The sequence below is a fragment of the Arthrobacter rhizosphaerae genome (genome assembly GCF_023062595.1).
GTDB classification, from domain to species: Bacteria; Actinomycetota; Actinomycetes; order Actinomycetales; family Micrococcaceae; genus Arthrobacter; species Arthrobacter rhizosphaerae.
The window spans coordinates 58279-83468 of record NZ_JALLAN010000003.1; the positions used below are offsets into that span (position 1 = coordinate 58279).

Here is a 25190-nt window from a genome sequence, read left to right on the forward strand (position 1 = left end):
CTACACCGCCCCGGCGGTCGGGAGACCGTTGAAGTCACCGAAGCCATCGAAGGGCCGGAGCCCTGAAAGATCCTCGGCCTTTGCTGCAAGCACGCCGACCCGCTGCCCGTTGAGCTCAGCAGCGGGCTCAATAAGCGACCAGGGATAGAGCACGAATGCGCGCTCAGCTGCCCGGGGATGCGGAAGCGTAAGTTCGGGATCGGAGCTCACCACATCGCCGTAAATAATGATGTCAACGTCCAGGGTCCGCGGCCCCCACCTCACGTCGCGAACACGGAGGTGTTTGTTTTCCACCGCCTGGCAGTGCCGGAGCAGCTCCACCGGACTCAGCGTGGTCTCCACCGAGATCACCATGTTCAGGAAGTCCGGCTGGTCCTGCGGCCCGCCGACGGGCTTCGTCTGCATAACTGGTGAGACTGCGAGCAGCCTCACTTCGGGCCTGTCCACAAGGTCCGCGACAGCGCTGGACAGGGTGTCGTTCCGCTCCCCCAGATTGCTGCCGAGCGCCAGGACAGCGTGCGTGTACGGCAGCGTTGCCCGCGAAATCATTGTCGCTCCCGATGGACGCTTACGGAGACGTCGCCGAACTCGACGTCGATGGGCGCCTGCGGTTTGTGGACAGTGATGTCGACGGCGGACAGGGGAAACTCCTGCAGCAGGTCTTCGGCGATACGCACGGCAAGGGCCTCAATGAGGTTTACCGGTTCGCCGGTGATCCACTTCCTGATCCGGCCGGCGACCTCGCCGTAGTGGGCAGTATCTGAGACGTCGTCGGAGGCGGCTGCCTTGGCGAAGTCCAGGTGCAGCACGGCATCAACAATGAACGGCTGGCCGTCACGGCGCTCGAAGTCGAACACTCCATGATTCCCCATAGCGGTAACGCCGCTCAACGTGATCTTGTCCATCCAGCCTTCCCCTTGTCGGTTGGTGGTGCGTCAGTTACTGACGCGCGCCGGAGCCAGGCGGGCGGCGACCTTGACGGCGTCGAGACTGGGCCCGACGTCGTGCACGCGGACAGCCCAGGCGCCCCGGGCTGCGCAGACAGCGGTGATGGCGGCTGTTGCCGCGTCACGCTCGTCGGGAGCGGCTGACTTGCCAGCCACCGTGAGGAGTGTACCGAGGAACCGCTTGCGCGATGCCCCCACCAGGACCCTGTGGCCCAAGGCTTCCAGCCGGTCCAGGTTCTGCAACAGCTCCCAGTTCTGTTCATCCGTCTTGGAGAACCCGATCCCCGGATCCAGAATGATCTGCTCCGGTGTCACGCCTGCTGCATACAGCTTGTCCCGGACACCGATCAGTTCAGCCACAACGTCCTCGGCTACGTTTGAATACTCCGTGAGGGAGTTCATGGAGCGGGCGTCGCCACGGCGGTGGGTCAGCACGTAGGGAACCTTGCTGGCCGCTACGAGTTCGGCCATGCCCGGTTCGATGCTGAGTCCTGAGACGTCATTGATGATGGCGGCGCCGGCGTCCAGGGCTGCGGCGGCCGTCGAGGTGTGGATGGTGTCGATGCTGACCAGGGCTCCGGCCTTGACCAGGGCGGCGATCACAGGCAGGACGCGGCGTTGTTCTTCTTCAGGGCTGACGTCCTCGGCTCCTGGCCTGGTGGATTCGCCACCGACGTCGATGATGTCAGCCCCGGCGTAGAACATCCTGAGTCCGGCCGCGATGGCGGTGTCCGGAGTGGGGTTCTTCCCGCCATCGCTGAAGGAATCAGGAGTGACGTTCAGGATTCCCATAACAAGGGTGCGGTCAGTTGGCAGGCTATCCAATGTTGCGGCCGGCCGCGGTTTGCGAAGTACAGGCAGCGGAGATGTTGCGGGTCCGGTTCCAGGTGCTGCAGCTAGGGAGTCCATAGTCTGTTGTTACCTTCCGATGATGAGGCTCATTGCTTCGGCGCGGGTTGCCGGGTCATGCAGTTGCCCACGTACCGCACTGGTGACGGTCTTGGCACCGGGCTTGCGGATGCCGCGCATGGACATGCACAGGTGTTCACATTCGACGACGACGATTGCTCCCCGTGGTTTGAGGTGGGTGACCAGGGCCTCAACAATCTGGGTGGTGAGGCGTTCCTGAACCTGCGGACGCTTGGCGAACATGTCCACGAGCCTGGCCAGCTTACTCAGGCCTGTCACTTTACCGTCGTGTGAGGGGATGTAACCAACGTGGGCCACCCCGTGGAACGGCACCAGATGGTGCTCGCAGGTGGAATAGAACGGGATGTCCTTGACCAGCACCAGCTCCTCATGATCGAGGTCGAAGGTGGTGGACAGGATTTCTGCGGGGTCGTGATGCAGGCCTGCAAACATCTCAGAGTAGGCCTTGGCGACCCGCTTGGGGGTGTCCTGAAGCCCACCGCGGTCCGGGTCCTCGCCTATGGCGAGCAGGATCTCCCGGACAGCGGCTTCGATCCGTGGTCGGTCAACTTTGATGCCCCGGTGTCCCGCAGGATTCTCGGCAGCAGAAAGGTAACCGACCTCGGTGAGGTCGTCATGGTCGTAGTGGTTCACAAGACGAGTTTAGCTGTGGCCGGGCACATCAGGCCCGACGTCGGTGCCGCCCTCGAAGACCTCCTGGCCTGCCACACCCTGCGGATGCGGAGGCTGGGCGTCCAGTGGCTCATCCAGGCGGGCCTCCTTGGCCTCCTCCTGGGCTTCACGCTCAGCTTTCTCCAGGCGCGACTCAACAGGGCCTGCCTTTTGCACCGGACGCGACTCCTTGGACAGCCAGACCTCGCGGAAATCACGCTTGCGGATGTCGCGGAAAATATCGGCAATTTCGGCCTGGTTCAGGGTTTCCCGTTCCAGCAGTTCAAGGGCCAGATAGTCCAGGACTTCCCGGTTTTCCGTGAGAATGGCGTAAGCCTCGTCATGCGCCTGATCGATCAGCCGCCGGACTTCCTCATCAACGATGTAGGCGATCTGGTCTGAATAGTTGCGCTCGTGCCCGGCATCCCGGCCCAGGAACGGCTCGCCGCCACCCTGGCCCAGGCGCACTGCACCAACACGTTCGCTCATGCCGAATTCCGTGACCATCTTGCGGGCCGTGGACGTGGCCTTCTCGATGTCGTTGGAAGCTCCCGTGGAGGGATCGTGGAAGACAATTTCCTCAGCAACGCGGCCGCCCATGGCGTACGCCATCTGGTCCAGCAGCTCGTTGCGGGTCACCGAGTACTTGTCGTTGTCCGGAACCACCATGGTGTAGCCGAGGGCCCGGCCACGCGGCAGGATGGTGATCTTTGTGACCGGTGCCGAGTTCCGCAGAGCTGCGGCAACGAGGGCGTGTCCGCCTTCGTGGTAGGCGGTGATCTTGCGCTCGTGTTCCTTCATGACGCGGCTGCGCTTCTGCGGGCCCGCCATGACGCGGTCAATGGCTTCATCCAGGGCGCGGTCATCGATCAGGTTCGCGTTGGACCGGGCTGTCAGCAGGGCGGCCTCGTTCAGAACGTTGGCGAGGTCGGCACCGGTGTAGCCCGGAGTCTTCTTGGCCACAGCTTTGAGGTCAACGCCCGGAGCCATAGGCTTGCCCTTCGCGTGAACCTGCAGGATCTGGTCGCGTCCCACAAGGTCAGGAGCCTCAACGGAAATCTGCCGGTCAAAGCGGCCCGGGCGCAGGAGCGCCGGGTCCAGAACGTCGGGACGGTTCGTGGCCGCGATCAGGATGACGTTGGTCTTGACGTCGAAGCCGTCCATTTCAACCAGCAACTGGTTGAGGGTCTGCTCGCGTTCGTCATTGCCGCCGCCGATGCCGGCACCGCGGTGGCGGCCGACGGCGTCGATCTCGTCAACGAAGATGATGGCGGGAGAGTTGGCCTTGGCCTGCTCGAAAAGGTCGCGGACACGGGACGCACCGACACCGACAAACATCTCAACGAAGTCCGAGCCGGAGATAGAGAAGAACGGCACGCCCGCTTCGCCTGCCACTGCACGGGCCAGCAGGGTCTTACCGGTACCGGGAGGGCCGTACAGGAGGACACCCTTCGGAATCTTGGCGCCCACAGCCTGGAACTTGGCGGGCTCCTGGAGGAATTCCTTAATTTCCTGGAGCTCCTCAACAGCTTCGTCAGCGCCGGCGACGTCGATGAAGGTCACCTGGGGCATGTCCTTGCTGACCATTTTGGCCTTGGACTTGCCGAACTGCATGATCTTGGAGCCGCCGCCCTGCATACGGGACAGCAGGAACCAGAAGAGGAGGCCGAGGAGAATGACCGGGACGAGGAGGGAGAACAGGCCTGAGAACCAGTTGCTCTCGATCGGCTGGTCCGTGTAGCCGTTGGCCGGCTTGGCGTCAGTAACTGCCTTGACGACGTCGTCCGCCCTGGCGTTGACAAAGAAGAACTGGACGCTCTTGCCCTTGTCCTGTCCGTCGACGGTCAGGTTGTCCTTGAGCGTCAGGTCCACGCGGTTCTCGGCGTCGAAAATCTTTGCCTGCTCCACCTGGCCGCTCTGCGAAAGCAGCTCAAGGCCCTTGTCTGTGTCTATTCGTGAGGCACCGCCGGGGGCGAGGGTGGCAAAGGCCAGCAGGAGCATTGCGACAACAACAATGATCCAAATTCCCGGACCCTTGAAGAAACTCTTAGCTTTCATTTGTTCGGGGCTCGCCCCGTCCCTCCTGGTAGTGCTGCACGGCGCAATTGCGCGCGCGTGAGGTACTGCTTCAGCTACTAGCTATACACCGTACGGAGTAATTCACGCACGGTGAAGCCCAAAAGTTCCCTATGGGCGTAGCTAAAGCAGCACACAAGGGCTGGGTCCGTGAGCCTGCATCCTCGCCAGCTTTCCGTCAATCAGGCCTTGGGGATCAGGATCCACAGGGCAATGTAAACCAGCTCTCCTACACCGACCAGGCCGAAGATCACAAAGGCCAGCCGGACAATAAATTTGGGGATGCCGAAGCGTGCAGAGAGTGCTGCACAGACACCTGCGATGATCTTGCCATTCCGGGGTCGAACCAGGGTTGAGTCCATGCGCTCATGCTAACGGGCCGGCTCAACGGAGGGAACCATCGAGCCGACCCGAAGCACAGGGTCAATCAGGAGAAGGACAGGGCTCGGCTCCCTTCCGGTGTAAGGGTCTAGGCATGACAGGTAGGCCATTCTGGCAAGTGGCTGGCAAACAGCTCAGGTCAAGGTATTAGTCTTGACCGCCTGTATGTACCTGGTGAGGACCCGCACAGGCGGGTGAAGTGGTCGTAGAAACTGCTTTGGGAACCGAATCCCGCCGCGTGGGCGATCGCGACTGTTGTCATTGATGTCGTGATGAGCAGTCGCTGGGCCTCAGCAACCCGGCAACGAGTGAGATAGTTGCCTAGCGTCGTGCCGACCACGTCACGAAACAGTGTCATTGCATAGTTTGGGCTTAGATGCGCGGAGGAGGCAATGTCCGACATCGAGATGTTTTGTCGGAAATGGGCGGTCATGAACTGCGCCATCGTAGTAACGCGCATCATGCAGTCACCTGTCGCGGCAGGAAGGGTTTGATTTTCGTCTGCACCAGAGCTTGACTGCAAATGGTGTTGCAGCGCCCGTCTTGTCACGGCATGCGCCTCAAGGAGCGCAATCGTCTCGCCCTCGCAGCTTTCCAAGTCACTTGTCCAGGACTTGAACATTGATTCCAAGTTGCGCTCGACAGCGGCTGCTGGAACAACGATCAGTTGATTAATGAGGAGTTCGTTGAGATTTCGGTTGGGAAGCCCCCAGCTCAACACCTTGGCAAGTGGAATGTGCAGCCAAAAGATGTCGCTCGGCGTCGCATCTTTAGCAATGAGTCGATGGGGCGTGGCCGCCCAGAACAACGCCATCTGGCCGCTTTCAACTCTGACCCGCGAGCCGCCGAACAGATACTCCAAGGCCCCGTCCAGAACGAAATTAAATTCAAGGTCGTCGTGCCGGTGCGCTCTCGGCATCGAAGGCACCTCGCCTCGCCATACCCCGAGCCGGGACGCAGTTATTTCGACGGAGCCAGGAGATTCTGGCAGCAGGGTTTCGACGGGCATGGCCCTAAACCTACATGCCATCGTAGTATCCCGGAACATTCGCCGTATGGAACGGAAGTGAGATTCTGGTATGCAGCCTAGCTTGGATGGATGACAACATCCTCTTCCCAAAAAATTACGATCATCGGTGCCGGCGGGTTCGTGTTTCCGTTTCGCCTCATAGGTGATCTGTTGAGTTTTCCGGCCCTCCGTTCAAGCACCTTGTGTTTGATGGACCTTGACCCGGAGCGGCTATCGCGCACTGCTGATGCTGCCCGATCCCTCATAGCCCACCATGGCTTCGATACCAAGATTGTCGAGACCATCGACCGCCGCGAGGCCCTCCTCGATGCTGACTTCGTCATCATTACCTTCCAGGTCGGTGGTATCGATTCCTACAGGGACGACGTTGAGATCCCGCGGAAGTACGGTGTGGACCAAGCGGTCGGGGATACTGTCGGTCCGGGAGGTGTGTTCCGATTCCTCCGTTCCGTCAACTCCTATGAAGCCATCGCAGCGGATGCTCTGGAATTGTGTCCCAATGCGCAGTTCATCAACTACGCCAACCCGATGGCCATGGCGACAGGATTCCTCAACTCAAAAGGACTTAAGGCCGTCGGGCTCTGCCACAGTGTCCAAGGGACGACGCGGATGCTGGCCCGGACCCTCGATGTTCCCTACGACGATGTGAGTTTTGTCTGCGCCGGCATCAACCATCAAGCCTGGATTCTCAGTTTCCGCCGCGGCGAAGAAGACCTCTATCCAAGCCTGCGTGCGGTCATGAAAAGCCGTCACGTCCGAGGCCAGGGGGCAGACAGCCTCGCAAAGGACGACGGTGATCACAGCGAGCCCGCTGAAGCTGCCAGCAACTACGAGGGGGGCAACGAACAAGTACGCACGACGATTATGGACGCCTTCGGGTTCTTCCAGACCGAGTCCAGTCATCACGCGTCCGAGTACCTGCCGTACTTCCGAAAGTCGCCGGACCTTACTCTGGAATACATTCCGCAACGCTGGGACTACTACGAAATCTGTTCCAGCCATGATGAGCAGGGCGACATCGAAGAACAGCTCAAATATTTAAAAGCGAACCTCGCTACCTCGGTCGAGTACGGCGCGAGCATCATCAACTCGATGGTGACGGGAACGCCGAGCGTTGTTTACGGCAATGTACCGAACGATGGATTGATCGGGAATCTCCCGGAATCCGCCTGCGTTGAGGTGCCTTGTTTGGTTGACGCGAATGGGGTGCAACCCACTGCGGTCGGCGATCTGCCGGCTCAGCTCGCGGCCGTCAACAGAACCAATATCGGCGTACAGGATCTCGCCCTCAGAGCTGCGCTAACCGGCGCGCGTGAACACGTATACCACGCGGTGATGCTCGACCCGTTGACGAGCGCCGTGCTCACACTCGATCAGATCCGCGCAATGACTGACGAGCTCCTTGAGGCGCATTCCGGACTTCTGCCAGCAGCATTCCGCCCATAATCACTACACGCCGAGCATTCGGCGCGATCAATACGAAGCCTTCCTTGGGGCGATTTGTTTAAACGCTTGCGTAACGAGTGATTGGCAAACATTGTGGCATTTCGTTCTGTGAGCTGCAACACAAGAAAGCCTTGCGGTCTGATTTATCATGATCTAGGCTATTGGCAATCGAAACGTTTCGATGGTTTCTCTAACCAAACTTCGACACCATCCCCGGCCAAATTACCCTGTCGCAAAGCTGCGCGGTGTAACTTCCGGCCGGGTAATAAGGCTTGGGTCAGGCCACCAGATGTCCACACAAAGGAGTGCAAATCATGCTTGGAAACAATGCCTCACCGGAACGCGGTGCGTCCTTGATGGAGGTGGGCCGGGCCGGGGTGGGCCGGAGGTCCTTCCTGGGTCTTGTGGGTGGTGCGGTGGCTTTTGCTGCCCTCCCTGCTCTGGCCGGATGCAGCGGTGGCGGCGGGGTCCCGCAGGCCACGACTTCCGCGGGGATGGCCGATGCCACGTCCAAGCTCGTGCCCAGCTACATCCCGCTCGATATCGTCAAGCCGGACATCCCGGGTGTGAGCGGTACCGCGCCTGGTTTCACCAAGATCCCATCAACACTGGTCAAGTCTGTGCAGGGTGTTCCGGGTAGAGGCGGAGCCTATACCGTCATGACCCCGGCCTGGTGGGCAATCCCGCAGGCGGATAACAGCTACTACCAGGCCGTCAACGAACGGCTGGGGGCAAAGCTGAACTTCCAGGTCAGTGACGGAAATACCTACGCGGACAAGATCCAGACAGTATTGGCCTCACCCAAGGATGTGCCGGACTGGATAGTCATCCCGTCCTGGAACATCCCGCCGCGGTTCGGCCAGGCAGTCAAGGGCCTCTTCACTGACCTTTCCGAGTACCTTGCCGGTGACAAGATCAAGAAGTACCCCAACCTCGCAAATATCCCCACCGCTGCCTGGAAGTACAGCTGTTTCGAGGGCGGCCTGTACGGGCTGCCGTTCCCGTCCGAGCAGGTCGGGAACGCCTTCTTTTACCGTAAGGACCTGTTCGATGAAATGGGCCTGGAACAGCCAAAGTCCGCCGATGAATACATCGCACTGGCCAAGGAAATCACGGACCCGGCCAAGAACCGCTGGGGTTCTGAAGATGTGTGGACCGGCGCGCAGTTGATGCATGGCGTGGACAACTGGAAACTGGTGGACGGCAAGCTCCAGAGCAGGTTTGAGTCCGACGAATACCGGGCTGCCCTGGAATGGGGTGCAAAGCTTTTCGCCTCAGGCGCTGTCCACCCCGATGCCGTGGCCGGCAACACCCAGAAGATGGGCCAGCGCTTCGGGTCCGGCGCATCGCTGATGACCAACGACGGGCTTGGCGGCTGGCATGGAGCCCTGGGCCTGAACCTGCCCAGCAACCCGAAGTTCCAGATGCAGCCCATGGACTTCTTCGCCCCCGACGGCGGCAAACCCACATTGTTCCGCGGCTCACCCGCCGCCATCTTCAGCTTCATCAAGAAGACCGACGATCCAGCCAAGGTCGAGGAGATGCTGGCCCTGGCCGACTTTGCGGCCGCTCCCTTCGGCACAGAGGAGAACATGCTGATCGTCAACGGCATTGAAGGCACCCACTACACCCGCGACGCACAAAACGTTCCGCAGGCCACAGCCAAGGGCAAGGCCGAAGTCACCAGCACATACGCGTTCCTGGTCAACTCCGCTGTGGTGAACAACCAGGTCCAGTACCCCGGCTACGTCAAGGCCAAAACGGACTGGGAAATCCGCCAGGCCCCGTACGTGGTCGACCCCCTCTTCTACGGCCTGCAAATCCAGGAACCCAGCAAATTCGGCTCCCTGGGGAAACCGTTCGATGACCTCTCCAAGGACATCCTCCGTGGACGCAAGAGCTTGTCCGACCTCGACGCTGCCATCGCCACCTGGAAGAAAAACGGCGGAGACGAACTACGCGAGTTCTACGCCGGATTCCTGAACGCCTAGGACGTGTCTCCTAAAGCGGCGAGCCAGATGCTAACTGCTCGTAGAACGAGTGACTGATTGTGTAATTTGAATCGACAAGGCTTTGTGACAAAACTTTGGCCCACCGTTCGCACGGCGGAGCCCTTCGCGCACTTCGCGAACCCTATCCCTCAAGGAGAGTCCCACATGAGTTTGTATCCCCGTCAAAGAACCCGTCTGTGGCTGGTCGCCGTCATGGCCGCCGTGCTCGCGCTGCTGGCGACCGGTTTCCTGGGCACAGTCAGCGCCCAAGCGGCCCAAGGGTGCGAGGTCGATTACAAGGTCACCGGCCAATGGTCGGGCGGCTTTAATGCCAACGTCGAGGTCACCAACCTCGGCGAGCCGATCAAAAACTGGGACCTCGAGTGGACCTGGCCCAACGGCCAGAGCGTCACCGACATGTGGAACGCGAAGGACAAGAGCAAGGCCGGATCGGCCAAGGCCACCGGCCGGGGCTCCAACGCCGCGTTCGCGACCGGCGGTTCGACGTCGTTCGGGTTCACCGGTTCGTGGTCGGGTGCGAACACCGACCCGGCCGAGTTCCGCCTCAACGGCCACCTCTGCGAGCCGACCACACCGGTCACCGCCATGGAGCAGGTCGCGGCCATGCAGCCGGGCTTGAACGTCGGCAACAGCCTCGACGCGCTGGGCGGTGAGACCGCCTGGGGCAACCCGCTGATCAACGAGGAACTCCTCCAGACCATCAAGGCCAACGGCTACAAGTCGATCCGCCTTCCGGTGTCCTGGGACGAGCACACCGGCCCGGGACCGGACTACACGATCGACCCGGCCTGGCTCGACCGCGTCGCGCAGGTGGTCGACTGGGCGATCGCGAACGACCTCCAAGTGATGGTCAACCAGCACGACCAGATGTGGACCAAGCTGCTGCCAGACGACCGCGAGAACGTGTTGGCGAAGTTCGACTCGATGTGGACCCAGATCGCCGAGCGGTTCAAATACTATCCGTCCGAGCTGTCGTTCGAGAGCATCAACGAACCGCAGTTCCCCAGTGACGAGGCCAACAGGGACGCCCACACCGCCACGCTCAACGTCGCCTTCCACGAGGCCGTTCGCACCACCGGCGGGAACAACGAGGACAGGCTCCTGGTGCTGCCCACGTGGGTCACCAACTCCGAGCAGCCGCACCTGGACGCGCTCAAGGCCACCATCGACTCCCTCGACGACCCGATGATCGCTGCGACCGTCCACTTCTACGGGTTCTGGCCCTTCAGCGTCAACGTCGCCGGGGTCACCACCTACGACGAGGCGACCCAACAGGACCTTGAGAACACCTTCCAGCGCGTGAACGACACCTTCGTCGACAACGACATCCCGGTCATCGTCGGGGAGTGGGGCGTCCTCGGCTACGACTACACGCGCCCTGGCGTCCCCCAATCCCAGCAGTACGGCGAGCTGCTGAAGTTCTTCGAGGCCACCATGTACCAGGCCCGGGAGCAGAAGTTGACCTTGATGCTGTGGGATGCGGGCTCGTACCTCAACCGCAACACCCTCGAATGGCGCGACCCGCTCGCGCACTCGTACATGGAGTCGGGCTTGACGACGCGTTCGGGCACCACCTCGTTCGACTCGATCTACATCGAGAAGGCCGGGACCATCGCGGACGAGTCGCTCACACTCAACCGCAACGGCCTCGAGTTCGAGGGCCTGTGGCACGGCGACACCGCACTGGCCGAAGGCGCTGACTACACCGTCGAGGGCGACATGCTCACCCTCACCGCTTCGGCGCTCACCCGCCTCGCCGGCGAGCGCGCCTACGGCGTGAACAGCACGATCGAGGCCCGCTTCTCGGACGGTGTGCCGTGGCAGATCCACGTCATCACCTACGACACGCCGCAGATCTCCGACCTCACCGGGACCATGGACGGGATACCTTGGTCCCAGTGGTGGGGCTGCCAATCCTCGTGCTTCGCAATCCCGACCGAGTTCAACGGCGACGAGCTTTCCACTATGGAGGCCAAGTACGCCGACGGCACCAACGCCGGGCCCAACGACTGGACTGCCTTCAAGGAGTTCTGGTGGACCTACCGGCCCGACTACGATGCGGGCACGATCAGCCTCACCCCTGACTTCTTCAACGAGGTCAGGGACGACGAGCCCGTCACCCTCACCTTCCACTTCTGGGGCGGCGGCACGATCGACTACACCGTTACCAAGTCCGGCACGACCGTGACCGGGACCTCGGCCTAGGCGTATCGATCACGGACATTGATGACGCTCGACGTGGTTTGGTGACATGAAGAAGACCTCCGGGTGGAGTGGGGCTTGTCTAGAGTCCAATTCCATGCCCGGAGGTCTTCATGTCCAACCCGGATCCACCGTTATTCCGACACTCCCGGTGCTTCTCCAACACTGGGAGTGCCTTGACTGTGAATCGCAGAGCTTATGAGCGCTGCGCCGCCCAAAGCGAGGAGCGCCGCTCCGGCAGCTGCAGCGGGGAGCACTCCTGTTCCTGTGGATGCGAGTTGTTCGATCGTGCCGTTGGCGTGGGCGGGTGCTGATGACGTGGTTTCAGGGGTTGGTTGTGCTGTCACCGTCGGTGCGGCCGGAGCTAACTGCGTCGGTGGCGTGCCATCGACGGCACCCGCTTGCATCGGTGCCGGGGTATCGACGGTCCCCGCTTGCATCGGTGCCGGGGTTGTGGGCGTCAAAGGAGAAAGTGTCCGGTACTGCATGAGGGTGCCGAATCCGAGGGCGTCATATCCTCCGGAGTTCGGTCCGTAGTCGCCGCCTCCGCCGTCGGGCCGCAGGGTGGCAGCGATCTGGCTGACCCAGGGGGTGCTGAGGCCCTTGCGGCCGGAGTAGTGTCCCAGAACCTGATCCCACACCGGCCGGCCCTGCCCGCGTCCGCCCTCACCGGGGACGGTCTGGGTATGCCAGCCTGCGTGGGCGGCGGTACTCAAGGGGCCGGACTGCCAGGTGTAAGGGGTGAACGGGACGTCGTGGCCGAGGTTGTATTTCGCGACGTACTCCGCTGCCTTGAGGAAGCGGTTGTTATCGTGTCCGTAGCAGTCGATGCCCTGGTTCCAGGCCATTTCGCAGAAGGCGCCCATGAGCCCGATGCCCATGATGCTGTGTGCCTGGTCGCGTCCGCTCTCCTGCCACTGGGCCAGGCCCTCATCCTCGTAAACGTAGGGCACGGCGTTCGGCAGTGAGCCGTTGCCCGCACCGCTCTGGAAGTACGTAACAGCACGGTCCACCAGGTCGTCGCGGTCCGCGAAGATACCGATGGCCAGGACCGATGCCATATTGCACAGGTCCCAGTTGGCCCAGTAGTTCGTGATGACAGCACCGTTGTGATTGGTGAGGAAGTGCTCGTTCATCGGGTGGAAAATGTTGAGCAGCATGCCGCGGAACCTCTCAAACTCGAAGTCCGGATGGTCCCGCACCAGCTCGGCGGCATTCGCGAACTGGTAGCCGTAGATACCTGCGGCCAGGAAGCGGTCGGCGTTACCGGTCACCGTTGTCAACGTCCCGGACCAGGCGTTGAGGATCCGCACGGCAGCTGCGCCGTGGGCGGCCTCGCCGGAGATCCGCCACCGCAGGGCGTTCTGGTAAGCGGCGTGGATATCCGCGAACAACGGCCCGTAGTTTGAGCCGTCGCCACCGCGGACGACTGTCTCCACCGGGCGCGGCTGCCACCCGGAACCGGAGCGCCCGTTCGCCACGAGACGATCCCAGCCACCCAGCCACGGCTGCGTGCCGGCCTTCACCTGCGCCGAGACTCGCTCGATGTCGGACAGGGTGTGCACCAGTCCCGGATGCGAATACCTCAACGCCCGTCCCGCAGGCGTGGGGGCGAGGGAAGCGGTACGCTGCCGTGTCGCATTGTCCGTGGCCGCGGAGGCGCTCGAAGCGCCGAACGCTACCAGGGGTACTGCCAGGGAGGCGCCCGTGATGAATGACCTGCGTGAAACGGTGCTGCCGGACGACTTGGCGTGGCGATAATTCTTTGTCATTGATTTCCGTTCGATCGAAAGCAACTCAGAGAGATGTTGCCGTCCTCCCCGCACCGGGGCTCATGCTGCAGGGGTGCAATTCCGGGGCAAGCTGGCTCAGCTTTTCTGCGGACCAGCTTACCGCCGGGGCAAGCCTAGACGGTGAACGGGAGAACCCCCTAAGCCCTCACGGAAACAGCCGACAGTAAAACTCAGTTAGCTGTTCCGTCCCCTGGCCGCTACCGCCCATGTGCCGCTAAAAGTCCCGCTCTTGACCAGACTGACTTCATCAACGAGGTTCATGGTCAGGCAGACGTGGTTGGGGATGACTCTGAGACGCTGCCCGCGTTCCGGAAGTACCGCTCCTGCTGGCCACTGCACTGTGGCGTGGTGTTCGGAGAGCGCGATGATTCTCGCCGCAGGATAGTCGAGCAACCGTCCATACCCGGTGGCCCACGGGGCACGGTCGCTGCCCAGGATCTTGCTTCCGGCGTCGATGATGAAACGCCCGGGCTCGTCCGGGCCGGTCTTATGGTGACTGACAACCGTGCTGGCGACCGTGAGTGCGATGTCCTCGGGGCTGCAGCGCTCAAGCTCGAGCTGCTGGGCGTCACCAAAAACATAGACACCAGGTCGCAGTTCTGTAGCTGCTGTTTTCCCGGTCAGAAGGGCGGTGGGGGTCGAGCCGCCGCTCAGCTCCAACAGGGTGAAGCCTGCGGAAGTAAGGGCCTCCGCGGCTTGGCGAAGGACCGCATCTTCTTCCCCGGCAGCCAGGCGAGGCATTCCGGGTTTATAGCTGTGGCCGGGGAAGGTGAAAACCCCTGTGACGTCGAGGCCCGCGTCTGCTGCTGCCAAGGCGACGGCGACAGCTGAGCCGGGATGCACACCGCTGCGGTGGTGGCCGCTGTCGAGCTCCACCCTGACGGCGATTTTCCCGGCGTCGGCCCCGAGGTTCGTTCCCATGTAAATGGCGCTCTCGGCAGAATCCACGCCTACCGTGATACGCGCGGTTTCCGCGAGACGGCGCAGCCTTTCGGCTTGGCGGACGCCCACCCAGAGCGGGTAAGCGATGAAGATATCCTCGACTCCGTCCTTAGCGAAGACTTCGGCTTCACCGATGGTTGCAACAGTCAGCCCTACGGCCCCCGCGGCGAGCTGTTTGGCCGCAACTTCCAGGACTTTGTGCGTTTTTGCGTGGGGGCGCAGCTTGACGCCGCGGCTGCGAGTGGCCGACGCCATCCTGGCGATATTGCGGTCCAGAACCTCTACATCGATCATGACGTCGGGGGTGGTGATCTCATCGGGAACAGTCACTCTGGGCCTCCGTTAGTCAAGATCCGCTGGGAGTTGCAGGGAATTTACGTGCGGTTTACGCGGTAAGTCTTGCCGGGATGGCCTGCCTGCGACAGACTCATTCTCACCTGATGAACGGATCCGCGTGGCGATTGAACGTAATCGACTGAATTCGTTCGACGAAACCACATGCGACACGAACGCCTCGATGCGTTCCGGCTCTTTGGCGATGACGCCGTAGGCAAAGAGTCCGCAAACCGGGAGGATAGTCATGACAGGATCGTTTGAGGTATTCGTTGATTCGGAATCGTACTTCAGATTCCGGCTCAAGGCTCCGGATGGAACCATCATGGCTGTCTCCATGGCCTTTGAGGACAAACCCGCGGCGGTGGCCGGCATTACTGCTGTGCGTGAGTACGCCGGAATGGGACTCATCACCGACCTCTGCCCGGCCGGTTTGTCCACCCGCACTCCCGAACCGGCTCTTGCCGGTGACACACGGCGCCCAAGCGGAGACCGGCAAAGTGCTGACCACCGTAGTGTTGATCTCAGGCCTGGCGATCACAGAACGGCCGCTGACCATTTCCGGACCCGGGCCAAGACCTTGCGCCAGGCGGCAGCCGGACCCCGCTGGACCCACCTGGTCTGAGACCCACCTGGCCTGAGACCTGCGGCGATCCCAGGCCCTTGCGGGTCCAGCAGTTCGGCGGGTTACTCGTAGACGTGCGGCGCCAGGGTGCCTACGAAATCAAGGTTGCGGTACTTTTCCGCGTAGTCCAGGCCATAGCCGACTACAAATTCATTGGGAATGTCGAACCCGACGTACTTGACGTCGATCTCCACCTTCGCGGCCGTAGGTTTGCGGAAGGCCGTGCAGATTTCCACTGACGCGGTGCCGCGGGACTCCAGGTTGGTCTTCAGCCAGGACAGGGTGAGGCCGGAATCGATGATGTCCTCAACGATCAGCACATCCTTGCCCATGAGGTCGGTATCCAGGTCCTTAAGGATCCGGACAACGCCTGAGGACTGGGTGCCGGAGCCGTAGGAAGAAACTGCCATCCAGTCCATGGAAACGTGGCTGTGGAGTGCCCTTGCGAGGTCGGCCATGACCATCACTGCACCCTTGAGGACACCGACAATAAGGAGCTCGCGTCCCTCGTAGTCCCTGTCGATTTCCGCAGCGAGTTCGGTAATCCGCTGTTGGATCTGTTCCTTGGTGTAGAGAACGTGCTTGAGGTCTGCCTGGACGTCGTTTGAATCCACCAATGGCTCCTGTGTAGATACGGGGTGCGACTATTTCTGGGGCGGTTTGTGAGACCGGAATACAAGCTTCCCACAGCGTGCGCCTTCACGGGGAACGCGCGGTCCGCCGGCATCCCGATTGAGCTGGCCTTCAGTTAGGATCTCCGCCAGGGACAGCCTGTACACGCTGACCCCGCCGGGCAGCTCTACGGGCCCGGCGGATCCTCTTCGCCGGAGGAGGGCTTCCGCTGCCAGAAGCCTTTGGTAGCTGGGCTGTTGGCCCCCGACGGCGGCAGCCGCCTTTGCGATGACCCGGTACCTGATGGCGGGGGCAAGTTCCCGCAGCTCTTCCTCCGGCAAGGCCACTTCCATCCCGGAACGCTGGGCAAGCAGTTCATACGTCCTGTTCGCCACGTCCTCCAGGTAGTCAGCGTCGAGCTGCAGGATCGAAGCGGTGCGGGCCAGTGATTCAGCCACTCCCGGTCCAAGCTTTTCTTCCAGCAGCGGGAGCACCTCAACGCGGGTCCGGGAGCGGGCGAAGGCAGGATCCTTGTTGCTGGGATCATGCCACGGCTCCAGGCCCTCCACTTCGCAGATTTCCAGGGTTTCAGCCCGACGCAGGCCAAGGAAGGGCCGCAGGAGACGATCCCGGACGGGGCGCATCCCGGCCAAGGAACGGGTACCTGATCCTCGCGCTAGGCCCAGCAGCACCTGCTCGGCCTGGTCATCCAGGGTGTGCCCCAACAGGATCGCTGCGGCTCCGACATCGTCCGCCGCCGACTCAAGCGCGGCGTGCCGGGCGTCGCGGGCCGCAGCCTCAGGGCCCACACCGGTGGTGGCCACGTTAACGGTCCGCACCACGACGGGAGAGAGGCCCAATTCCTCCAGCGTGGCCGCAGTTTTAGCCGCAACGTCCGCCGAGCCTTGCTGGAGCTGATGGTCGACCACCACGGCTCCAACCGAAACGCGGTGCCCGTCTACATGTCCGCGGCGGGCAAAATACGCCGCAACGGCCGCCAGCGCCAGTGAATCGGGGCCACCGCTGCATGCCACGAGCACGCGTTCCGGGTAGCCGGCGGAAGCCAAGGCGTCCTGCAACATTTTCCGGGCGGTCCCGACGACGGGAGCAAGACGGCCGGGACGCCGTCGTCCGCTCCTACCGAGCACAGCGCCTGACCCGGCACCTGGCGCGGCGCCCGAGTCACCGCCTCGCACGGTAATTAGAGCCCCATTCGATCAAGCCAGATCTTGGCGTCATGGATTTCAGGCTCGGTGGGGAGGTGCTCAGCGGATTCCCAGACCCGGTTGAAGCCCTCCATACCCGCAACATCAACAACGGCGCGGACGAACTTGGCTCCATCGGTGTACTGCCGCATCTTGGCGTCCAAGCCCAAAAGGTTGCGAATGAACTTCTCCACAATTCCCCGGTCCTTGCCGCGGTCGTTGAAACGCTGCCGGATGGTTTTAACGGAAGGGACGATGCTGGCATCGACCGCGTCCATCACCACGTTGGCGTGCCCTTCAAGGAGGCTCATCACTGCCGTCAAGTGCGAGATTGCGGCCTTTTCCTCAGGATCCTGGAGAAGGTCGAGAATGACGCCGCGTCCTGGCGTATCTCCAGACGCAGATCTGTCCTTGAGCGAGCGGGCTGCGGCGGTGGCGCGCTCCATGAGCGAATCCACATTACCGAGGAGATGCCCGCTGAGATCGTCGATTTGGTTAAGCATGTGGTGCCGCAGCCAAGGTGCAGCCGCAAACTGCACACGGTGCGTCTGCTCGTGCAGACAGACCCACAGCCGGAAGTCCTCCGGAGTGACGTTAAGTTCCCGCTCTACAGCGATGATGTTCGGAGCAACCAGGAGCAGCCGACCGCCAGCCGGCGCATTGGAGTCCTCGGCCAGGGCTGAAAACGGATCGTACTGGCCCAGAACCTTGCTGGAAAGAAAGGCCAGGATGGCGCCGAGTTGGCTGCCGGTAATGGCGCCGCTCACGGCTGCGGCCCCAGGAGTCAGCGTCCCCCGGTTTTCAAGGAGCTTTTCGATTGCCGGCTTGAGCATCACCGCGAAACTCTGCGTGTTGGCCCTGGCCCAGGATGCCCTGTCGACCACCAGGACCGAGGAATCCCGGAGGTCCCGGGCAGCTTCCAGACCTGTGATGTCATGGACGTGGGGTACGGACACATCGGCCATGAACCGCAGGTTCTCCACGGCTGAGCCGATCTCTGAGGACCCAAGCGACGGCCCGGCAGGCGCAAGCCTGGCCGCAGTGGAAGCGGCAAGCTCCCAGTTGATGAGGGCTTGGGCCGGAACTGTTGACTCGCCTGCTGAAGACTCCATAACTTCCATCACACCATAGCCCGTGGCTGCGCGTCCTTAAGTTCGCCCAACGGCGAACCCTCCAGTGTCGCTACTGTTCCAGTTTGATGGCTTTCCGAAGACTAAGGGCTCCGCCGCCCTGCATCACGGCACGGCGGTACACCTTTTCGCCCAGGCGCAGCAACGCAACGGCCGTCACGAGAGCCAGACCCAAAGCAACGAGGGGTTCCCACGGCTCCACGGTGGAATTAAGCATCCGGATCGGCATCGCCACCGAGGACACCACAGGAATAAAGGACGCCAGCACCAGGATCTGCCCTTTGGCGAACATGCCCACGAACAGCGCAGCCAGTATTAGCGACATAACGGGGGCGGAGCTGCCGTTGAGGTCTTCCGGGCGACTGGCCAGGGAGCCAAGGACTGCCCACATCGATGCAAGGATCAGGAAGCCGAACAGGAAGAAGACCAGGAACCAGCCCGAAGAGGGAATGACACTTCCAGCGAGTTCGGCGGTTCCCGTCAGGTTCAGGGCCAGCAAAGCTGTTCCCCCGTAAAGCGCCAACTGCACCATTGCCATCAAGGTATTGCCCAAAACCTTGCCGTAAAGCAGGTGGCGTATGGGAATGGCTGTGGCCAGGATTTCAACCACACGGTTCTGTTTCTCTTCGACCACTGAGTTGGCGATGGCCATTCCGAAGATGATGGCGGCGGTGTAAAAAAGGAAACTGAAGATGAAACCAATGATGGTGGCCAGGATTTGCTTCTCGGCGTCCCCTTCCAAAAGGCTTGTGCGGAGTTCGGAACCCTTCAGCAGTTCCTCGCTGGTGGTTCCGGCCGCAGCCGCGTTGGTGTCCAGCACGTAAGCCCGAAGCGATTGTTCGAGGATCCGCAGCAGCTCGGCGGGAACCTCGTTCTTCCCCGTAACCGTCCAGGTACCCTCCGTCTCCTGCAGGAGAGCAACATCTGCCTCTCCCCTTCGGACAAGGTCCAGTGCTGCCTTGTTGCTGTCGGTGGTTTCGGAAGCAAAGGAGACATTTCCGCCGTCGGCGCGCCCCGATTCGTTGGCGGAGGAAACAACTGCACGGCCCGGGTCAGCGGTAACGGCCACCGAGTAACTCTCCCCGCGCGCAGACATGAAGGCGTTGAAGACTACCCCGGCGAGGATCAGCAGGAGAGTGACGAAGGTGTAGACGCGGAAGCTCTTGTCTTTGGCCTTCACACTGATCTCCCGCATCGACACTATGGCCCAGGGGCGGAACGGGCGATCGGAAGAGGACTCCCCCGGGGCCAAGCCGCCGGAAGCTTCCGGGTGCGGTGCGGTTCTGTGGCCTGGACCGGTCCTGGTGCTGTTGGCCGTCATTTCACTACTTCCCGGTAGAGCTCGCTAAGACTGCGGCGGATTGGAGCAAATTCCTCCACGGTTCCCCTGGCCATGGCTTTAGCCAGGAGCCGCTGCGCAGTGGCAGCATCCTGGATTTCCAGGACGGCGTTGCTGCCTTCGACGTCGATGACAGCCACCCCTGGCTCCTCCCTGATCCAGCCGGCGTCGGGTGCCGCAATGAGGAGGTGCCGCTGGGCAGCCCTGGCACGCAGCTCCGTCCCGCTTCCGGCGGCAACGACTTCTCCCTTCTGCAGTACCACAAGGCTGTCGCACAGCCTGTCCACGAGGTCCAGCTGATGACTCGAGAAGAGCACCGGAACGCCTTCGGCTGTGCGCTCCCGCAGCAGCTCCACCATGGCGTCAACAGCCAGGGGATCGAGTCCCGAAAAGGGCTCGTCCAGAATCAGGACGGTGGGCCGGTGCAGGAGCGAGGCGGCAATCTGGACGCGCTGTTGGTTTCCCAGGGAAAGAGCCTCCAGCTTGTCCTTGCTGCGATCGGCCAGTCCGAACCGTTCAAGCAGCTCCAGCGCTCCGGCCCTCGCATCGCGGGCACTCATCCGGTGGAGCTGGCCCAAATAGACGAGCTGATCGATGATCGGCTGTTTGGGGTAAAGTCCCCGCTCTTCGGGCATGTAGCCGAAGCTTGAACGCAGCTGTGCCGTTAGGGGCTCCCCGTCCAGAAGCACCTCGCCACCATGGGCGGCGAGAACTCCCATGATCATCCTCATGGTGGTGGTTTTCCCGGCTCCGTTGGCTCCGACGAATCCGGTCATGTGACCCGCTGGCACGACAAAGCTGACGTTGTTCACGGCCGTATTTGTACCGAATCGCCGCGTGAGGTTCTTCACGTGCAGCATGCTGGTTGCTCCTTCGCCCCGCCCCCGGGGATGCAGATCAGGTTGATCCCTCAAGTCTAGGAATCAGCGGGGCAGCAAGGATCGGCCAAACGGCGGAACAATCTCCTTATTCGCGATCCCCCGGAAGGATGAGGCCGCACTCGTAGGCGAACACCACCGCCTGCACACGGTCCCGTACCTGGATCTTGGACAGCAAATTGGAGACGTGGGTTTTCACCGTCGCCTCCGACAGGAACAGTGCGGACGCTAACTCGGCGTTGCTCAGGCCTTTGGCCATCCCTTGGAGTACTTCACGTTCGCGGTTGGTCAGCAGATCCAGACGGGAGCTCCGCAGGTGCTGGGCATCATCCCCCGCCCGGGTGTTAACGGTGGTCCGGGCGGGGGGCCGGCTGTGCCCACCGGAAGATTCCAGGGCGCCGGAGGACTCCCTGGCGAATCGTTCGATCACGCGGAGGGTTACCTCCGGGGCCAGCAGCGCGTAGCCGTCGGCAACAGTATGGATGGCCGCAACAACGTCGTCAGGGTCCGTGTTCTTGAGCAGGAAACCACTCGCGCCGGCACTGAGTGCGTCGAAAAGGTAATCATCCCGCTCGAATGTAGTCAGGATAATGACTTTGCTGCCCTTGGAGCCCACACGACGGTTGAATTCCATAATGCGCTGGGTAGCGCGAATACCGTCCAGAACAGGCATCTGAACATCCATCAGGACAACGTCCACATCGTTCTCCGCAGCGAACCGGGCAGCTTCCTCACCGTTAGCCACCTGGCCCACAACTTCTATGTCCTCCTCAACGGAGAGCATGGTGGCCAGTCCCTCGCGAAGGAGCGCCTGGTCATCGGCCAGGAGTACACGTACTGGTTTCATCGGAATCTTTCGCTTGAGCCTGGTTGTTTTACTGGCTTCTTAGGGGTGGTCAATTGATGAGGAAACGCGCGCGGACACGCCAGCCGGCGTCCGCCCGGGGTCCGATTTCAGCCGTGCCCCGGTGGAGCGCCACCCGTTCACGAATCCCCTGCAGTCCGTACCCTGACCCTCCGACAGCTCCAGGGCGGGGCCGTCCGTCGTCGAGCGTTTCCAGCTCCACCCAACGTTGGCCGGCACTCCCACCGGTGCGCAGCGTCATCTTCGCGGTACCGGATGTCGAGTGCCGGCGCACATTCGTCAGCGATTCCTGCGCCGTCCGGTAGACGGACAAAGCCAGCGGTGCCGGCACCTTTTCCAGGTCCCCGGGTTGTTCTTCCACCCGATTCAGGTTCACGCTCAGGCCCAGGGAGCGGTTCTCCTCCACCAGCGCTTCGATATCATCCAAGCCAGGTTCCGGCCCCCTGACCGCTTCCCCGTCCTGCTGGTCGACGGCAATAACAGCTGTCTCCGTCCTGAGGACGCCCAGCAGGTTCCGCATGTCAGTAACAGCCTGGCGGCTGGTGCTTTCGATAACCCGCAACGGCTCGATGGCGGCTTCCGGCTTTTTGTTCAGGACCCGCCGGGCCGCACCGGCATGGACGCCGACTACAGCGATGTGATGGGCGACGACGTCGTGCAGCTCACGCGCTATGCGCAGCCGCTCATCCACCACAGCACGGCGGGCCAGCTCGGCAGCCTGATGGCGGATCTGTTCGGCCTGTTCTGCGAGTTGGGTGCGCTGCAGCGCCTTCCGCCAGGAGGTGAGTCCGGCAAGGATGGCTCCGCCGAAGTAGGCAAAGTTGATGATGAAGTAATAAATAGCTACGGAGGCAAGGGGTTCCAGCAGGCTCCAGGCGCCATCCAGTTCCTCAGTCGCACGGGCGATCATTTCGTCGTAGGTGTTGGCAACCGTTAGACCGAGAATCAGCCACAGCGTCATGGCCAGCACCACCACGGTTGTGCCGAGCCATAGGACGCGCCGGTTTCGCGCCCAGGCAACGGCGGAATATAGAGACGCGAAATAAGCCACTTGAAAGGACATCTGGAGGGACAGCACCGGGATCCACAGGCCCAGCCCGATAAAAGCGGCAGACATCAGCAGCATCACAGCCACCGGGTACTTTCTCCGAAGCACCAGCGGACTGATCATGAGCGCAAGGACCAGGTGCTGCAGCCAGACCGGGTGGTCGTCTTCGTTCAGGGCGCCAAAGCCGCGGCTCAGTTCCATGGCCAGGGCGCTGATGAACAAAAAGACCACGACGCCTACGGCATCCCGCCGGAGTTCAATGCCGCTTGGGCCTGGCCTCTCCCAGTTGGCTTCGTCAGCTGACGTTGCCAACTCAGCCGTCTGGGCGCTCCCGCTTCCAGTCAGCTCCCGGATTCGCTCGAACATTATGGCTGGGCGCAACGGGAAGGCTGTGACATGGTGCTCAGTCTAGCCAGACTTTTGCCTGCTCCGGGCGCAGTGGTCAGCGGCAGCCGCAGGAGGCAAGAACAGACGCGGCTTGGTCCAGCGCAACGCGGTTTCCCGCCGCACCGGGGGTCAGATCGTTGCCGATGAAAGAAAACACCAGCAGCCTTCCTTCGGCATCCACCACGTAGCCGCTGAGGGCGATGACCGAGTTGAGCGTGCCGGTCTTCGCGCGCACCAGTCCTGCGCCGGACGCCGTGGAACCCTCGGTGTAGCGGGCCCCAAGGGTCCCGGTCAGTCCGGCCACTGGAAACCCGTCCAGGGCCGCTCGGAGCCTTGCGTCCTCGCCCGAGGTGATGGCGCGAACCACTTCGGACAGCTGCCGGGCGGATACCTGGTTCGCCAGGGTCAGTCCGGAGACGTCAGCCAGGCGCAGACCGGCAGTGGGGATACCCAGCCTGGTGAGTTGGTCAACAACGTTGGAGGTGGCGCCGTCGTTACTTCCGGGCAGGCCCGAAGCTGCGGCTGCCATACGCCCAAGGGCCTCGGCTAAATAGTTGTCCGAAGTTTCCAGCATCAGGTCCACCTGGTCCCGCACTGCAGCTGAATGCACCTCCGCCAGCACCGTGCCCTGGAGTCCCTGGCCCGGGGCCCGCTGGACTCCGGGGGCAACGGTAAGCCCGGCAGCAGCACCCGCGGCCGTGAGCTGCGCGGAGAAGGCCTCGGCCGCGGCCAGGGCAGCGTCCTGCGGGCGCTGGCCAGTTGTTACGGCGGGGTCGAAACGTGCGGAATTAAGCGCCAGGGGGAACAACGGAGCCACCTCCCCCGCGGCAACGTCGTCAAGGCTCCAGGCGGGGTTAAGGGCAGGACCGGCAAAGAGGGAATCGTCCAACAGCACGGAGATGGTCCCGGTAGCGCCGCTGGCTTTCAGCGTCAGGACGGTCTGCTCGGCCAACGTGGCGAGCCCCGCGTATCCCAGCGCGCCCTTCCCTGAGGAAGCGCCGGCTGCAAGCAACACGTCTCCGCCACCAGTGAGGACCACAGAACCAGGCGTAGGGCCTGTCACCGCCTTAGTGCTGAAGCGGCGGTCCGGACCAAGCGACCTCAGCGCAGCCACGGCGGTCAGGAGTTTCACGTTCGACGCCGGAACCCGGTTCTCTGTCCCGCCCCGGTCAAACAGCACCTGGCCCGTGGCCGCGTCCTGGACCACCCCTGTGAAACTTCCTGCACCGTCCGGCTTTAGGGTGGCGTTGAGTTGCGCAGCCAAGGTATCCGGCCAGGGAACAGGAGCAGATCCACTGAGAGGTTCGATGCCGTCCGGGCGGGAAAGATCACGGGGTAGCTGCTGCCACGGAGGAATCGAAGGGGCCGGCTGTGCAGGATACAGCCCTTGGCCTGTGAAGCCGGGGGCGATGGCCATACCGGCAGGTACGGCGAGGGCAACAAGGAGGAGGGTGAGCAGCATCAGCGGATAGTGCCGCCGGAGGACTTGAAGGGTATTACGCAGGGCCACTCTTACGCCTGACAGGCTGGTGATGTCTTTCATGTTGCAGCTGGTCCTTAAGTCCTGAATGTCCCCACTAGTTCAGAAAACCTGGGCCTCTCGCTATATCCTCAATAGTAGTCGGCGGCACGGACACTCCTTAGCAGAAGGGTCACGAGTGCCGCGAACCCCCCCAGAAGTCGAGGAGCATTCCATGAAGCATGACGTGACCATCGAGATCCCCAAGGGATCACGCGTCAAGTACGAAGTCGACCACGAGACCGGCCGCGTCCGCCTGGACCGTGTCCTCTTCACGTCCATGCAGTACCCCACCCACTACGGCTTTTTCGAGAACACGCTGGGTGAAGACGGCGACCCGTTGGACGCACTGGTGCTCCTGCAGGATTTCGATCTCCACCCGGGCGTCATCGTCGAGGCCCGCCCCATTGGCGTCTTCAACATGACCGACGACGGCGGCGGAGACGCCAAGGTCCTGTGCGTTCCTGCGGATCCCCGCTTCGACCACATCCAGGAAGTCACCGACGTGAGCGAGTTCCTGATCAAGGAAATCGAGCACTTCTTCACCCGTTACAAGGACCTTGAGCCCGGCAAATGGGTCAAGGCCGAAGGCTGGGCGGACCGCGCCGCAGCCGAAGCCGAGCTTGAGGCCTCCATCAAGCGCTACGTTCCGGCAGCAGGACACTGATCCCCAGCTTGTGACTTGCGCCGACGGCGGTGGTGCGGTTTGATACGAACCGCACCACCGCCGTCGTACGTTGAGGACGCTTTAGAAGTGAATCGCTGACACGTATGGGGTGTTCTGCCCATCGCGGCCTCGGCCGTGGACAACTAGCCTTGTCCTGATAACTACCGAACCA

Annotated in this window: 23 protein-coding genes; 5 read left to right on the plus strand and 18 right to left on the minus strand. The window is 62.2% G+C overall.

From position 1 onward, the window contains the following. From folK to MU551_RS05190, 7 genes are all read right to left on the minus strand, one after another. On the minus strand, positions 1-549 hold the full coding sequence (gene folK / locus MU551_RS05160; RefSeq protein WP_247041261.1) for a 2-amino-4-hydroxy-6-hydroxymethyldihydropteridine diphosphokinase: 549 nt from the start codon (positions 547-549) through the stop codon (positions 1-3). After that, positions 546-905 (minus strand): dihydroneopterin aldolase, encoded by a 360-nt coding sequence (gene folB, locus MU551_RS05165; protein ID WP_247041263.1) that lies wholly within the window; start codon positions 903-905, stop codon positions 546-548. The genes folK and folB overlap by 4 nt, the downstream gene beginning before the upstream one ends. A 30-nt stretch (positions 906-935) precedes the next feature. After that, complete coding sequence (gene folP / locus MU551_RS05170) at positions 936-1856, minus strand: dihydropteroate synthase (protein ID WP_247041265.1); 921 nt, start codon at positions 1854-1856, stop codon at positions 936-938. A 9-nt stretch (positions 1857-1865) separates the two neighbouring features. Further along, the gene (gene folE / locus MU551_RS05175) at positions 1866-2510 is read right to left on the minus strand and encodes a GTP cyclohydrolase I FolE (RefSeq protein WP_372489797.1); all 645 of its coding nucleotides are present in this window, start codon (positions 2508-2510) and stop codon (positions 1866-1868) included. Between the two features lie 9 nt (positions 2511-2519). Continuing rightward, positions 2520-4586 (minus strand): ATP-dependent zinc metalloprotease FtsH, encoded by a 2067-nt coding sequence (gene ftsH / locus MU551_RS05180; protein WP_247041267.1) that lies wholly within the window; start codon positions 4584-4586, stop codon positions 2520-2522. A gap of 200 nt (positions 4587-4786) precedes the next feature. Beyond that, positions 4787-4966, minus strand: a complete 180-nt coding sequence (locus tag MU551_RS05185; protein WP_247041269.1) for a PspC domain-containing protein — start codon at positions 4964-4966, stop codon at positions 4787-4789. A 158-nt stretch (positions 4967-5124) separates the two neighbouring features. After that, a complete protein-coding gene (locus tag MU551_RS05190; RefSeq protein ID WP_247041271.1) occupies positions 5125-5994 on the minus strand; it encodes a helix-turn-helix domain-containing protein in 870 nt (289 codons plus the stop codon). A gap of 90 nt (positions 5995-6084) precedes the next feature. Here MU551_RS05190 and MU551_RS05195 point away from each other — a divergent pair, with 90 nt between their 5' ends. The 3 genes from MU551_RS05195 to MU551_RS05205 all read left to right on the plus strand — a co-directional run bounded on the left by MU551_RS05195 (position 6085) and on the right by MU551_RS05205 (position 11678). Beyond that, positions 6085-7461 carry an alpha-glucosidase/alpha-galactosidase gene (locus MU551_RS05195; RefSeq protein WP_247041273.1) on the plus strand — a complete coding sequence of 459 codons (1377 nt, stop codon included), beginning with the start codon at positions 6085-6087 and terminating at the stop codon, positions 7459-7461. Between the two features lie 314 nt (positions 7462-7775). Further along, positions 7776-9452 carry an extracellular solute-binding protein gene (locus MU551_RS05200; RefSeq protein WP_247041275.1) on the plus strand — a complete coding sequence of 559 codons (1677 nt, stop codon included), beginning with the start codon at positions 7776-7778 and terminating at the stop codon, positions 9450-9452. 165 nt (positions 9453-9617) lie between these two features. Next, the gene (locus tag MU551_RS05205; RefSeq protein ID WP_247041277.1) at positions 9618-11678 is read left to right on the plus strand and encodes a cellulase family glycosylhydrolase; all 2061 of its coding nucleotides are present in this window, start codon (positions 9618-9620) and stop codon (positions 11676-11678) included. Positions 11679-11809: 131 nt separating this feature from the next. On the opposite strand, the gene MU551_RS05210 is transcribed toward MU551_RS05205, so the two are convergent. From MU551_RS05210 to MU551_RS05220, 3 genes are all read right to left on the minus strand, one after another. After that, positions 11810-13447, minus strand: coding sequence for an alginate lyase family protein (locus tag MU551_RS05210; protein ID WP_247041278.1), 1638 nt, complete (start codon positions 13445-13447; stop codon positions 11810-11812). A gap of 195 nt (positions 13448-13642) precedes the next feature. Further along, positions 13643-14704: an alanine racemase gene (locus MU551_RS05215; RefSeq protein WP_247041827.1), complete on the minus strand. Its 1062-nt coding sequence runs from the start codon at positions 14702-14704 to the stop codon at positions 13643-13645. Positions 14705-14752: 48 nt separating this feature from the next. Continuing rightward, a complete protein-coding gene (locus tag MU551_RS05220; RefSeq protein WP_247041279.1) occupies positions 14753-14992 on the minus strand; it encodes a hypothetical protein in 240 nt (79 codons plus the stop codon). Here MU551_RS05220 and MU551_RS05225 point away from each other — a divergent pair. After that, complete coding sequence (locus MU551_RS05225) at positions 14991-15368, plus strand: YegP family protein (RefSeq protein WP_247041280.1); 378 nt, start codon at positions 14991-14993, stop codon at positions 15366-15368. The genes MU551_RS05220 and MU551_RS05225 overlap by 2 nt on opposite strands. A 62-nt stretch (positions 15369-15430) precedes the next feature. On the opposite strand, the gene hpt is transcribed toward MU551_RS05225, so the two are convergent. The 8 genes from hpt to dacB form a co-directional block, all read right to left on the minus strand. After that, a complete protein-coding gene (gene hpt / locus MU551_RS05230; protein ID WP_247041281.1) occupies positions 15431-15982 on the minus strand; it encodes a hypoxanthine phosphoribosyltransferase in 552 nt (183 codons plus the stop codon). Between the two features lie 30 nt (positions 15983-16012). Beyond that, complete coding sequence (tilS, locus tag MU551_RS05235; RefSeq protein ID WP_247041282.1) at positions 16013-17062, minus strand: tRNA lysidine(34) synthetase TilS; 1050 nt, start codon at positions 17060-17062, stop codon at positions 16013-16015. Between the two features lie 119 nt (positions 17063-17181). After that, positions 17182-18297 carry an Rv3626c family coenzyme F420 biosynthesis-associated protein gene (locus tag MU551_RS05240; RefSeq protein WP_247041283.1) on the minus strand — a complete coding sequence of 372 codons (1116 nt, stop codon included), beginning with the start codon at positions 18295-18297 and terminating at the stop codon, positions 17182-17184. A 70-nt stretch (positions 18298-18367) separates the two neighbouring features. Beyond that, positions 18368-19636, minus strand: a complete 1269-nt coding sequence (locus MU551_RS05245) for an ABC transporter permease (protein WP_247041284.1) — start codon at positions 19634-19636, stop codon at positions 18368-18370. Further along, a complete protein-coding gene (locus MU551_RS05250) occupies positions 19633-20514 on the minus strand; it encodes an ABC transporter ATP-binding protein (RefSeq protein WP_247041285.1) in 882 nt (293 codons plus the stop codon). The genes MU551_RS05245 and MU551_RS05250 overlap by 4 nt, the downstream gene beginning before the upstream one ends. A 106-nt stretch (positions 20515-20620) precedes the next feature. Then, positions 20621-21379, minus strand: coding sequence for a response regulator transcription factor (locus MU551_RS05255; protein ID WP_247041287.1), 759 nt, complete (start codon positions 21377-21379; stop codon positions 20621-20623). A 49-nt stretch (positions 21380-21428) separates the two neighbouring features. Beyond that, positions 21429-22757, minus strand: a complete 1329-nt coding sequence (locus MU551_RS05260; RefSeq protein WP_247041289.1) for a sensor histidine kinase — start codon at positions 22755-22757, stop codon at positions 21429-21431. 130 nt (positions 22758-22887) lie between these two features. Beyond that, positions 22888-24375 (minus strand): D-alanyl-D-alanine carboxypeptidase/D-alanyl-D-alanine endopeptidase, encoded by a 1488-nt coding sequence (dacB, locus tag MU551_RS05265; RefSeq protein ID WP_372489799.1) that lies wholly within the window; start codon positions 24373-24375, stop codon positions 22888-22890. 151 nt (positions 24376-24526) lie between these two features. On the opposite strand from dacB, the gene MU551_RS05270 reads away from it, so the two are divergent. Next, complete coding sequence (locus MU551_RS05270) at positions 24527-25018, plus strand: inorganic diphosphatase (RefSeq protein WP_247041291.1); 492 nt, start codon at positions 24527-24529, stop codon at positions 25016-25018. Positions 25019-25190: the final 172 nt, after the last annotated feature.

Excerpts from the sequence above, each read along its gene's own strand:
- MU551_RS05205 (WP_247041277.1), top strand. The coding sequence starts at position 9,618 with ATGAGTTTGTATCCCCGTCAAAGAACCCGTCTGTGGCTGGTCGCCGTC.
- MU551_RS05185 (WP_247041269.1), bottom strand. The coding sequence starts at position 4,966 with ATGGACTCAACCCTGGTTCGACCCCGGAATGGCAAGATCATCGCAGGT.
- ftsH (WP_247041267.1), bottom strand. The coding sequence starts at position 4,586 with ATGAAAGCTAAGAGTTTCTTCAAGGGTCCGGGAATTTGGATCATTGTT.
- folP (WP_247041265.1), bottom strand. The coding sequence starts at position 1,856 with ATGGACTCCCTAGCTGCAGCACCTGGAACCGGACCCGCAACATCTCCG.
- MU551_RS05240 (WP_247041283.1), bottom strand. The coding sequence starts at position 18,297 with ATGGAGTCTTCAGCAGGCGAGTCAACAGTTCCGGCCCAAGCCCTCATC.
- MU551_RS05210 (WP_247041278.1), bottom strand. The coding sequence starts at position 13,447 with ATGACAAAGAATTATCGCCACGCCAAGTCGTCCGGCAGCACCGTTTCA.
- MU551_RS05250 (WP_247041285.1), bottom strand. The coding sequence starts at position 20,514 with ATGCTGCACGTGAAGAACCTCACGCGGCGATTCGGTACAAATACGGCC.
- MU551_RS05255 (WP_247041287.1), bottom strand. The coding sequence starts at position 21,379 with ATGAAACCAGTACGTGTACTCCTGGCCGATGACCAGGCGCTCCTTCGC.
- MU551_RS05195 (WP_247041273.1), top strand. The coding sequence starts at position 6,085 with ATGACAACATCCTCTTCCCAAAAAATTACGATCATCGGTGCCGGCGGG.
- MU551_RS05215 (WP_247041827.1), bottom strand. The coding sequence starts at position 14,704 with ATGATCGATGTAGAGGTTCTGGACCGCAATATCGCCAGGATGGCGTCG.
- tilS (WP_247041282.1), bottom strand. The coding sequence starts at position 17,062 with ATGTTGCAGGACGCCTTGGCTTCCGCCGGCTACCCGGAACGCGTGCTC.
- MU551_RS05225 (WP_247041280.1), top strand. The coding sequence starts at position 14,991 with ATGACAGGATCGTTTGAGGTATTCGTTGATTCGGAATCGTACTTCAGA.
- folK (WP_247041261.1), bottom strand. The coding sequence starts at position 549 with ATGATTTCGCGGGCAACGCTGCCGTACACGCACGCTGTCCTGGCGCTC.
- folB (WP_247041263.1), bottom strand. The coding sequence starts at position 905 with ATGGACAAGATCACGTTGAGCGGCGTTACCGCTATGGGGAATCATGGA.
- dacB (WP_372489799.1), bottom strand. The coding sequence starts at position 24,375 with ATGAAAGACATCACCAGCCTGTCAGGCGTAAGAGTGGCCCTGCGTAAT.
- MU551_RS05220 (WP_247041279.1), bottom strand. The coding sequence starts at position 14,992 with ATGACTATCCTCCCGGTTTGCGGACTCTTTGCCTACGGCGTCATCGCC.
- MU551_RS05270 (WP_247041291.1), top strand. The coding sequence starts at position 24,527 with ATGAAGCATGACGTGACCATCGAGATCCCCAAGGGATCACGCGTCAAG.
- MU551_RS05200 (WP_247041275.1), top strand. The coding sequence starts at position 7,776 with ATGCTTGGAAACAATGCCTCACCGGAACGCGGTGCGTCCTTGATGGAG.
- MU551_RS05190 (WP_247041271.1), bottom strand. The coding sequence starts at position 5,994 with ATGCCCGTCGAAACCCTGCTGCCAGAATCTCCTGGCTCCGTCGAAATA.
- MU551_RS05245 (WP_247041284.1), bottom strand. The coding sequence starts at position 19,636 with ATGACGGCCAACAGCACCAGGACCGGTCCAGGCCACAGAACCGCACCG.